Source organism: Serratia entomophila, from assembly GCF_021462285.1.
In the GTDB taxonomy this organism is placed as follows: Bacteria; Pseudomonadota; Gammaproteobacteria; order Enterobacterales; family Enterobacteriaceae; genus Serratia; species Serratia entomophila.
This window is the reverse complement of sequence record NZ_CP082787.1, coordinates 1844684-1855647: the sequence shown is the minus strand read 5'-3', so window position 1 is coordinate 1855647 and position 10964 is coordinate 1844684. Positions and strand designations below refer to the sequence as shown.

Here is a 10964-nt window from a genome sequence, read left to right as displayed (position 1 = left end):
ACTATAAAACCTCAAGTTAACTTGAGGTCAATAGCGGGTGAATGAAAATGGCAAGAAATGAACCGAAAGATCCCGAACGGATGATGACCGTCGGCGAAGTGGCGAAACGCAGCGGCGTGGCGGTATCCACATTGCACTTTTATGAAAGCAAAGGGTTGATTGAGGCGGTGCGCAACGAAGGCAACCAGCGGCGCTACCCTGCGGTGGTTTTACGCTATATCGCCGTCATCAAGATAGCGCAGCGCACCGGTATCCCGTTGGAGGAGATCCGCGCCGCACTCGGCCGTTTTCCCATCGGCAGCAAGCTGACCGCCGCCCAGTGGAGAGAACTGTCTTTAACCTGGCGTGAAGATTTGGATGAAAGGATCCAGCGGCTGAAACTGCTGCGCGACCATTTGGATGGCTGCATTGGCTGTGGCTGCCTGTCGCTCACGGATTGTCCTTTGTATAACCCCGGCGATGTGTTGGGTGAACAAGGCTGCGGCGCGCAAATCCTGCATCGCCCTTAACCCGCAGCGGCGGGTTTATTGTGGGCTATCGCCTCAAATTAATTGGCAAACATGTTTCACGTCCAGCTTTCTCATGGCGTTCACCTTGTGCTGGCTGACGGTTTTTTCCGAAATGCCCAGCATCCTTGCAATACCGGTGTTCGGCGCGCCTTTCAGCAGCAAGGCCAAAATTAACAGCTCTCTGGGGGACAGATTCCGCCCACGGTTGCAGGCAATCAGCCTTCTCATTTCGGCAATAAATGCCTGCCGGCCAATATTTTTCTTTACACAGTTAAAATTGAGCAATCGCGCCGTTTTCACATCGGCCAGCACCATCACCTTATTCGTGTCCTCAAACATGATTGACAGCAAATTCATCACCCGAAACATGGATGAAAAAGAGACGACAATCAGATCCGCGTTATACTCCACCGATGAATTGATATAGCCGGACGGCGTATAAACGCCAAGGACCTTAAGACTGCCAAGCGTTCTCAAGAGCGCTTTCGCGCCATAAAGCAAATAATAATCGTCAGTGAAAATCACCACGCGCATAGCCCATTCCTTTGGCTTGAGGAAATATCGATAAGGATGTCCATTGTTGCATCGGACATCCATCCACCAGTGTTAATGAAACTATCTCACCGCGCCGTACAATAAGAGCAGCAGATCGGAGAGCAAACGAATGTGTTTATCGTCGAGCTGCATCATGTCATCTTCAGTGAAGGTGGTATTTCTCAACAAAATATCGTAGGCGCCTTCGGCAGCCTGCACCGCGTCGCCCCATATCACGTGGTGTTCAAACTGGGATGAGTTAATGTATTGACTGCCCTGGCGAAAACTAAGAATAAAATCGTGAACAATGTCTCTGACGATCAGCACTTCTCCCCTTCTCACTCCTTGCTTAAGGTTTATTTTATCTAAAAAAACGCTCAGCGTGCTGCGTAATGAAAATATGCTTTTAAACAGTTCACCCGCAATATCCTTCGGCGTTTTTACGCTGGTCGATATAACAAAAGGAAGCTCCCTATGCTGTAAAATATATTGGTAAAGCCCATTTATCGCCGTCGTTGGCTTGATGTCCAAACCGCGCAAAATAACGTCAACCTCATCTTTTAGCGATTTCTCAACCTTAACGCCGATCTGGATTTGTTCCGTCATACAATTCATCCTCAACATAGACATCCGGATTACACATAATATTATGCAGGTAATAATATTCGCCATCATTTATCATGTTAAGATTTTTCGTATAAGTAACAACTCATTTTGTATTATAAAAAGTAAAATCGCTCATTACTTATAGATAATATTTAGCGTTGCTGATGAGTTAATAGCACCGCTCGTCATTTCAGCAAGGTTATAAGGATAGTAATAAGCCGCCATGCCGATAGTGAAACGGCTGTTCAGCGCGCCTCCCGCCGGTACATTGAATAATGACGTCGCGCTTCCGCGTTCGATATTGGATAGCGACATGATCACCGGCAAATTGGGGGCATCCATTTTTACCAGCCGAATGCCAATGCCCGTTGCCGCGCCGGCATTTTTATCAATCAACACCGTATTGTCTGACGCCTGCAGGTTATTGCTGGATAAAAACATGTCGATCGCCCGATCCGACGTGCCGTTTGCCCGCATGTTCTGGCAGCTCAGATTCAACGTAAAGGGGGTAAGCCCGGTACGGCTGTTTTTCCCCACCTGCGACAGCCCCACGGTCGGCAGTTTTACCGCCAGCCCCGCGTTGTCAAATGAGCAGGTGGTCATCTTGGGCGCATACTTGATGTTCATCGGCTGCCCGTACATATCGCGCTGATCGTAAGGCCAGTTAAAACCGTTAAACAGCCAGGTTAAAATTTTCAGTAACTGCTTGGCCGGCCAAAGGATGATCTCCCATAGCGACATGCCGCTAAGATCGGTCACGAACAACACGTCGTTCAGCCTGGCGGTGTCGCCGGCTATCGATGTACCTGTTTTATTCACCAGGGTAAAACGGATATCCATCGGCACGTTCAGTTCTGCGGCGGAGTGCCTGCCCGTCCCCTTGAGATCTTTGTTGTCCACATTATTGGTGATCTCCGCCCGCACCCAGTACTTGCCGTCGCTGAATCCCAATATGGTGGCTTTGCTGCTGTCGGTGGAAAGTATGCGGGTGTAGCCGAAGGTGCTGTTGCCGGTGGAGCAGCTGAATGACCCGGCGTATTGGGTGAAAAAACTGCCCTGCCAGACCGGGTTTTGCTCGGTCAGCTTGTCCGACAGATCGACAAATATCGGCGAGGCATATTGAATGCCGGAACCGTAACAACTTGCATGGCCATAGCCGCTGAACAACCCGCATAACAACAACAGAGAAAATATCCTGATCATGGCGTTCCGTTATCCTTTTACTGGCAAACATTCGTGGTGGCGCTCGGCGCTGTTTGCGGGCCGGCTATCCGGCAGCGGCCGGCATTTAAGCGCACCACCAGCGATGCAGGCAGCCGTTCCGCCCGCAGATACAACATGCTGGCCTGGCCGACAAAACCGACCGGTTGGCCCGCCTGATCCTCAACCGCCGCGCCAAACGGCAAAGGTTCGCCGTTGCGTTTAACAGCCCGCAGGGTGTAAGACTGGCGCCGATCGGTTTCGAACTTCAGGTAGTTCACCGCTCCGGCATAGGGCACGCTGTTGGCGATATTGCCGACGATCTCGGCGCCGGAACTGTTGCCGGTGTCCGACAAGGTGACCGAATTCTGCCGATACGGCGTGGCGTAAGGCACCAACGCCAACCCATCCGCATTGGTGACGATGCTCTCATCGCCGTTCACCATCAGCCCCTTGGCCTTTGGCGCATCCACCACCATCATGGTGTTGCCGATATCGTTCGACGCCAGCAGATGCCAGGGAATAGCCACCAGGCTGCCGCGGCCGCTTAAACCGGTCTGGCGATAGTCGGAAGACTCGCTGTATGAGGCGCCCAGCGTTGACGCCTGGGTGCGGTAGGCCGCGTTGGCGCTCGCCATGGAGTTGCCGCCGGTTTGATTGCTGCCGGCGAGCGCATAGCTCAGGCGGTTCGATTCGAGCGCATTGCCGCTCAGGCTCACCGTGCTTTGCTGGTAATGCGAACCGGTGGCCGACAACCCCGCGCTGAGATAGGCGCTGTTATCAAATATCGACAGCGGTACGCTCAGAGAAAGATAAAAGCGCGTTTCCTCCTCGCGCTGAGAGTTTTTTACCCGGCTGGCGGAAAGGTTGTAGCTGGTGCGCCCGAACGCGTTTGAATAACCGAGCTGATACTCCCGGCTTTTCGTATTATCCGACCAGTAATCGCGCTGCGTGCCGGAAAAATAGAGCGTTCCCCAGCCCTCGCCGAGGCGCTGATTCAGGTTCAGGTTGAAGGTGTTGCGCGGGCGCGCCGCACGCAAGGCGTCCCAGGTATTCATGTCCAGCTCGGCGGGTGCGCCGCCGGTCTGAGGGTATTCCTCATCGTGGAGGCGCTGCTCCAGCTGACGATAGCCCTCGTGGCTATAGATAGCGTCGTTAAAGCTGTAATACCCCTTGGTCGAATAACGGTAGGCCGCCAGCGTAAAGTTGGTGGCCGTGGCGTCGAGAAATTTGCTGTAAGAAACGCGAAAGCTCTGCCCGTTTTCACGGCGATCTCTCAATTGCGTCGCCGCCTGGGTCACATCGACCGACACCGCGCCAATCGGCAAGTTCCAACCGCTGCCGAGCAGGTAAGCGCGATAGTCATCGCTGATAATGGTGCCGATATAGCCGGTAAGCAGATTGTTAAAACCGTATTGCAGCGTGCCCTGCGCGAAAGAAGGCGCATAAGCGGTGTTCGCCTGGTGCACCTTGCCCGCCAACAGGCTGTATTTATTGACGCCCTGTTTCAACATATTGGGAACCGAGGAGAACGGCACGGTGAAAGACTGCTCATGGCCGTCGGCCTCTTTCACCACCACCAACAGATCGCCGGCGGAACCGGTCGGCAAAATGCCGTCGAGGGTGAATGCCCCCGGCGGCACGTTCTCCTGATAAATGACGTTGCCGTTTTGCAGCACCTTGACCAGGGCGTTGCTCTGCGCAACGCCGTGCACCACCGGCGAAAAGCCTTGCTGAGAGTTCGGCAGCATATTGATGTCGGAGGCCAGCGCGCCGCCGCGCACTCTGATCGAATCAAAGAGATCGCCCGGTGAATAAAAATCCCCCGCCGTCAGATTGGATTTGATGCCGGCGAACCCGCGCTGCAGATAGCGCGTATTGTTTTGCCAGTCGCTGCCCTGCCGCGAGTTTTTTCTGAATGAACTGCTGTCGCGAAACTGCCAGCCGGCCAGGTTGACGCCCGACTCCAGACCGGTATAAAAGTCGTCGGTCGACCCTTTATCGCCATTGCGCGTTTTCACGTTGTAGTAAGTCGCGTTGTAGGCCAATAAAAGCGCCGGTACACCCCGATCCCAAAAGCGGGGATCGACATAGCCGGCCTCAACGCGGTTCACATGCGACTGCGGTACGGTCAGCCGCAGGCTCAGCGTAGCGACCTCGAAATCGAAGCTTCCCCCCTGCACCAGCGCACGCACCGGCATGTATTCGCCTGCGGTTTCGGCAGGCAGTGATGACATATCGATGCCGAGCGCCGCCGCGTCGCGCCGCGCGATGCCGATATCATCCCGACGCTCACCAAACAACAGCGTAAATCGGCCCTTCCACCCGTCATTGACATAAATGTCCACCGTCTGTTTTCCCGCCGGCACGTCATTATTGATATAAAAACGTGACAGATCTGATTCACGGGAGGCGCCGGCCAATAGCGAGGTATCGAATTTCATTGCAGATGCCTTATCAAGCGACAAGAATGAAGAGGCTGCCAGTAACGAAAGCGCTTTTATTTTAAGCTTCATTTCTGTTTATTCACGTTAGTGCGAAGTCACGGCTCTGGATTTATAAGCCCCCAGGTCGTCGATATACATCAGCGTGTAGAGGGTATTCTTACTGACCGCTGCGTTACTGGCCGCAAATGCGCTTGAGAAAGGCGCGACCATCACGGAATCAACCAGCAGATGCTTTTTATTTTCCTGATCTACGTTAGCCAGCGTGAAGAAATAAGGGCTATTGTTTACTACCTTAAATCCTCTCCCTTCAGCATGAAGCTCAATGAAGTCGGTGATGGCATTCACGCTGTGTTTAAGCGCCGTCGGGCGATAAAACAGCTTGATGCGGGATTTTATCGCCAGCTGCAGCGTATTGCTCCCCTGTAAATTTTCCGGCGTCGGCGGAATATCCAATACATTCAAATAAAACACGGATTCGCGATCGCCGGGCAGCGCTGCGCCGACCTTCTGTATCCGCAGCTGCTGGCCATTATTTCCGGAAACTTTCACTACCGGTGGGGAGAGCAAAAAAGGCACGTTCGCCGTTTCAGGGGTGGAGTTTATATCGCCGTCGTCAATCCAGGCCTGCACCAGTGACGGATCGCTGCCATTGTTCACCAGCTGAACGATAACGTCCCTGTTCTTTTCAGGATAAATAACACGAGTACCATTGATGACGATATTGGCGTAAGCGCATGCGCTGCTGAGAAATAGCCCAGCAAAAATTAAGTACTGTCTCATAATCACCCCTAAGACCAGGCCCTAAACGGGCCTGGCGCGTTATTGCAATTACAGGTAGGAAATGGTGTATGTCACGTTGGAACTCAGCTCGCCAACCTTTGCGGCAGCGACATTGGTTTTGTAATAGTAGGCGTCCAACGTCAGGGTTTCGGACTCAGGTGCGGTTTTATCTCCCTTGATTTTAGTGAGATAAGGCACATTTAACGGAATTGGCGTGGAAGAACCCGGCTCGGCCAGCGAGAAACCGACGTTTTTCGCTACTGCCTCATCGCTTTCGTTGACCGAACCGTTCAGCAGGTATTTACCGTCGGTGGAGATGTTATTCGCCGAGGAGAAATAGATCTTCAGCGGCGTTCCTGCCGTGCCGGCGGCCGGCGTACAGCCGGAGAATGTCAGTGAGAACGATTTTTTATTCTTGGTGATCGGACCGACGACGGTGCCGGCGTCGGTCACTGAAATAGGGCTCAATGCCACGGTGAAATCAGCGCTTTTACCGCCGTTGATGGTACAGGTGGTATCGGTGACAGCACCGGAAAATGAAATAACGCCACCGGCTGCATTATCCGCAGCCATTGCGCTGGCAGAGCTTAAAGCAGCAGCTAATACCGCCAGGGAGATACCTTGCTTAATCATAATTAACTCCATTACTTTCTACGCTAAAATTGCATATATATTTCCGTATATATCAACAAACCAGGCTGAATATGCAGAGGAGTAGGCAATAGCAAAGTATTGACAGCATCCTGCTATCTGATTTTTATATATGATGATATATACTTTTATATATAATTAAGTGTGTATGTAAAGACAGAACAGATAACAGAAAAATCCTAATCGTCATCTGATGAGCACATATTAATTCTAAAGATTAAAAAAATGCAACAACGGAGTGGAATAATTTTCATTAATGACTAAGAGAAATTAGCCTCATCGCCTGAGAGACTTAATGACAATACGTTTTGCCTCGCTTAATTTCAGGCAATATAAGTACAGCAAGTCTTATATAAAAAACAAGAGACGATCATCGGCGCTCACAACGCCACACAACCCATAAAACACTTAAAAATCAATAAATAATTATTTGTCATCTCGAGTTATCATGGATGTTATTCAACATAAGATAAAACCTATCCATGCAAATATTAACACTGCCCTAATGATTGAATTATTCTGAATTTTTGATACCGGGCTAGCCATGACATCTCACCGCACCGATATAGCCACAGCCGCAAATAGGATTCAATACAGACTTTTATTTAAATGAAAGTATATATTTTTAACTGACCATTGATATATATCGATGTGGAATGACGTCCCACTGGCCGCCGTCGGCATGCGCCAACAAAAAACCCCGGGCTCAGAAAGCGCGGGGCATTGGGTTAACGTCCTTGCAGGCGCCCGTATCAAAGTTGTTTTTCAACACGAGTAATCCCGTGTTTTTTCATGACCTCGTCCATCGTCAGCTTTTCATCATAGGGCGTTTCGTCAACCTCGACCCCTTCCGGGCGAACATAGGGCTTGGTTGCGCGTTTGAACATCCACCACCAGACGAAAACCAGGAATGCACCGGACTTCAGAAAGATCATGGTCCACAATGCTACTTGATACCAGTTCATCTCTATCTCCATGAAAGGGTTAAGCGCAGACGATAAGAGCGGCGTCCGCCCCATCTGAGGCTATGATACCCTAAATTTTCGGTTGGGAATCCCACTTCTTGCCGGCAAAATGCGAAAAAGCGGCAGGATCCCTGCGGCCTTCGCTGCGGTGAGCTACGGCGGGTGACGCCCTCTTTAACACCGCAGCCGTTTAAATCGGCGGCGGTAAAAAACGCCCAAACGAAAAACCCCGCGCTCATAAGAGCGCGGGGTCAGAATATATGGCGGAGGAGCAGAGATTCGAACTCTGGAACGGTTTCCCGTCGACGGTTTTCAAGACCGTTGCCTTCAGCCACTCGGCCACCCCTCCGCAACGAGCCGAACTATAAACAGAGCGGATCCGCTTGTAAAGCCCAAGGCTGTTCAACCGCGCGAAAAACCACCGCATGGCGCGCAAGCGTTTAATAAATCGGCGCCCGGCGCTCGCCGTTGCGGCAATGATAACTAAGGGTAAAGATTGGTAAACAATCTTTAATCAAACGCTTGCGCTGCCTATCATCGGGGCTAATTTTGTGATGACCTGATAAGAGAGATCATTATGGACCGCATTGTCGTCTCATCCTCCGCGCGCGACTCGCTGCTCAGCACGCATAAAGTCCTGCGCAATACCTATTTCCTGCTGTCTTTGACGCTGGCCTTCTCCGCCCTGACCGCCACCGCCAGCACCATGCTGGGCCTGCCGGCGCCGGGCCTGCTGCTGATGTTGGTCGGCTTTTATGGCTTGATGTTCCTGACCCACAAACTGGCCAACAGCCCGGCGGGCATTCTGGCCGCCTTCGCGCTGACCGGCTTTATGGGTTACGCGCTGGGCCCGATCCTCAGCTCATTCCTGAATGCCGGCGCCGGTGATCTGATCATGCTGGCGCTGGGTGGCACTGCGGCGGTGTTCTTCTGCTGCTCGGCCTACGTGCTGACCACCCGTAAGGACATGTCGTTCCTGTCCGGGATGATGATGGCGGGCTTTGTGGTGCTGCTGGTGGCGGTTATCGCCAACCTGTTCCTGCAGATCCCGGCCCTGCACCTGGCGATCAGCGCGCTGTTCATCCTGTTCTCCGCCGGCGCTATCCTGTGGGAAACCAGCAACATCATTCACGGTGGCGAGACTAACTACATCCGCGCTACCGTCAGCCTGTACGTTTCGCTCTACAACATGTTCATCAGCCTGCTGAGCATTCTGGGCTTCGCGCGCAGCAACTGATCCCGCACTACCGCAGTTTCCAAAGCCCCGCTCCGGCGGGGCTTTATTTTTGGCTAGGCTAAAAGTTTGCTAAACTGGCCGCCGTTCCGAATTATCCGTTACCGAGGCAGTATGTTGGAGTTTGAAGGTCAGGTTATCGAGACCGACGCGCAGGGCTACCTGAAAAACAGCGCGGACTGGCATGAAGGTTTGGCGCCGCTGCTGGCCGCCGAAGAAGAGATCGCACTCACCGAGGCGCACTGGGAAGTGGTGCGTTTTGTCCGCGGCTTCTACCAAGAGTTTAATACCTCGCCGGCGATCCGCATGCTGGTCAAGGCGATGGCGCAAAAATACGGCGAAGAAAAAGGCAATAGCCGCTACCTCTACCGTTTGTTCCCGAAAGGCCCAGCCAAACAGGCCACCAAGATCGCCGGCCTGCCGAAACCGGTGAAATGCATCTGACCCGCTAATAGCGAATGTTGAACCCCTGATACTCTGCAACACCCTGCGGCTCCACCAGCACGCGATCGACGCGCGCGCTGCGCGGGCCGCCCTGCTTCAGCCATTCAACCAGCTTGTCCACCTGCGGCCGCTCGCCGCAGGCCACCACTTCGACGCTGCCGTCATCGAGATTGCGCGCATAGCCGGTTAGCCCCAGCGCCGTGGCCTGATGTTGGGTGCTGTAGCGGAAACCCACGCCCTGCACGACGCCATACACGTACGCAGCAATGCAAACTTGTGTCATAATCCGCTCCTAATCAATTTCGTTATGGCATTTTCCGTGCGCCCGCACGGCGGTGTCACCCTTTTTATCTAGCTGGCAGCATTCTTAATTATGACCGTACGCCTGTATCTCGCCAAAGGACGTGAAAAATCCTTGCTTCGTCGCCACCCGTGGGTGTTCTCCGGTGCCGTTCAACGCGTTGAGGGTAAAGCCCTTTCCGGTGAAACCATCGATATTCATGACAGCCAGGGCAAATGGCTGGCGCGCGGCGCCTACTCCCCTGAGTCGCAGATCCGCGCACGCGTCTGGACCTTCCAGCAGGATGAAGAGGTTAACATCGACTTCTTTATTCGCCGTTTACAGCAGGCGCAAAGCTGGCGCGACTGGGTGGCGCAGCGCGATGGCCTGGACGGTTATCGCCTGATCGCCGGCGAATCCGACGGCATGCCGGGCGTTACCATCGATCGTTTCCAGAATTTCCTGGTGCTGCAGCTGCTCTCCGCCGGCGCAGAATACCAACGCGCCGCCCTGCTCTCCGCGCTGCAGCATTGCTACCCGGAATGTTCGATTTACGATCGCTCCGACGTTGCGGTGCGCAAAAAAGAAGGCCTGCCGCTGGCGCAAGGCCCGGTGTTGGGCGATCTGCCGCCCGATCTGTTGCCTATCACCGAGCACGGCATGAAGCTGTTGGTGGACATTCAACAGGGCCATAAAACCGGTTTTTACCTCGATCAACGCGACAGCCGCCTGGCCGCGCGCAATTACTCCGCCGGCCGCCGGGTGCTGAACTGCTTCTCTTACACCGGTGCCTTCGCCGTGTCGGCCCTGATGGGCGGCTGCGAGCAGGTAATCAGCGTAGATACCTCGCAGGCCGCGCTGGATATCGCCAAACAAAACGTCGAACTGAACCGGTTGGATCTCAGCAAAGCGGAATTTGTCCGTGATGACGTGTTCCAACTGCTGCGCAACTACCGCACCCAGGGCGAAAAATTCGATCTGATTATCATGGATCCGCCGAAGTTCGTCGAAAACAAAAACCAGCTGGCCAGCGCCTGCCGCGGTTACAAAGATATCAACATGTTGGCGCTGCAGCTGCTGAACCCGGGCGGCATTTTGCTCAGCTTCTCTTGCTCCGGGCTGATGCCGACCGATCTGTTCCAGAAAATTTTGGCCGACGCCGCTGTAGATGCCGGGCGTGATGTACAATTTATAGAGCAGTTCCGACAGGCTGCCGATCATCCGGTTATCGCGACTTATCCTGAAGGGCTGTACTTGAAAGGGTTTGCGTGTCGGGTGATGTAACTTGAAATACGCTGTTTTGCCCTCATATAG

12 protein-coding genes and 1 tRNA gene are annotated in these 10964 nt (G+C 53.3%); 4 read left to right on the top strand and 9 right to left on the bottom strand.

Annotated features, from left to right (window positions below):
• Positions 1-47 precede the first annotated feature (47 nt).
• Complete coding sequence (gene soxR, locus KHA73_RS09030) at positions 48-509, top strand: redox-sensitive transcriptional activator SoxR (protein WP_234590408.1); 462 nt, start codon at positions 48-50, stop codon at positions 507-509.
• Positions 510-542: 33 nt separating this feature from the next.
• Here the strand turns inward: soxR and KHA73_RS09025 are convergent, their stop codons facing one another.
• From KHA73_RS09025 to KHA73_RS08990, 8 genes are all read right to left on the bottom strand, one after another.
• A complete protein-coding gene (locus KHA73_RS09025; RefSeq protein ID WP_234590406.1) occupies positions 543-1043 on the bottom strand; it encodes a helix-turn-helix domain-containing protein in 501 nt (166 codons plus the stop codon).
• An 81-nt stretch (positions 1044-1124) separates the two neighbouring features.
• Entirely contained in the window at positions 1125-1649 is a 525-nt protein-coding gene (locus KHA73_RS09020; RefSeq protein WP_234590405.1) for a hypothetical protein, read from the bottom strand.
• Between the two features lie 135 nt (positions 1650-1784).
• Complete coding sequence (locus tag KHA73_RS09015; RefSeq protein ID WP_234590403.1) at positions 1785-2852, bottom strand: fimbrial protein; 1068 nt, start codon at positions 2850-2852, stop codon at positions 1785-1787.
• A 17-nt stretch (positions 2853-2869) separates the two neighbouring features.
• Positions 2870-5365, bottom strand: a complete 2496-nt coding sequence (locus KHA73_RS09010) for a fimbria/pilus outer membrane usher protein (RefSeq protein WP_234590401.1) — start codon at positions 5363-5365, stop codon at positions 2870-2872.
• Between the two features lie 15 nt (positions 5366-5380).
• The gene (locus KHA73_RS09005; RefSeq protein WP_234590400.1) at positions 5381-6076 is read right to left on the bottom strand and encodes a fimbrial biogenesis chaperone; all 696 of its coding nucleotides are present in this window, start codon (positions 6074-6076) and stop codon (positions 5381-5383) included.
• Between the two features lie 48 nt (positions 6077-6124).
• Positions 6125-6721, bottom strand: coding sequence for a fimbrial protein (locus KHA73_RS09000; RefSeq protein WP_380738135.1), 597 nt, complete (start codon positions 6719-6721; stop codon positions 6125-6127).
• A gap of 758 nt (positions 6722-7479) precedes the next feature.
• Positions 7480-7692: a hypothetical protein gene (locus KHA73_RS08995; protein ID WP_234590397.1), complete on the bottom strand. Its 213-nt coding sequence runs from the start codon at positions 7690-7692 to the stop codon at positions 7480-7482.
• 261 nt (positions 7693-7953) lie between these two features.
• Positions 7954-8041 (bottom strand) — tRNA-Ser (locus tag KHA73_RS08990).
• Positions 8042-8269: 228 nt separating this feature from the next.
• On the opposite strand from KHA73_RS08990, the gene yccA reads away from it, so the two are divergent.
• Together yccA and tusE are read left to right on the top strand one after the other, a co-directional pair.
• A complete protein-coding gene (yccA, locus tag KHA73_RS08985) occupies positions 8270-8929 on the top strand; it encodes an FtsH protease modulator YccA (protein ID WP_061797988.1) in 660 nt (219 codons plus the stop codon).
• Positions 8930-9040: 111 nt separating this feature from the next.
• Positions 9041-9370, top strand: coding sequence for a sulfurtransferase TusE (gene tusE, locus KHA73_RS08980; RefSeq protein ID WP_234590395.1), 330 nt, complete (start codon positions 9041-9043; stop codon positions 9368-9370).
• 4 nt (positions 9371-9374) lie between these two features.
• Here the strand turns inward: tusE and yccX are convergent, their stop codons facing one another.
• Positions 9375-9653, bottom strand: a complete 279-nt coding sequence (yccX, locus tag KHA73_RS08975; RefSeq protein ID WP_234590394.1) for an acylphosphatase — start codon at positions 9651-9653, stop codon at positions 9375-9377.
• Positions 9654-9743: 90 nt separating this feature from the next.
• Between yccX and rlmI the strand changes: the two genes are divergently transcribed.
• Positions 9744-10934 (top strand): 23S rRNA (cytosine(1962)-C(5))-methyltransferase RlmI, encoded by a 1191-nt coding sequence (rlmI, locus tag KHA73_RS08970; RefSeq protein ID WP_234590392.1) that lies wholly within the window; start codon positions 9744-9746, stop codon positions 10932-10934.
• Positions 10935-10964 lie beyond the last annotated feature (30 nt).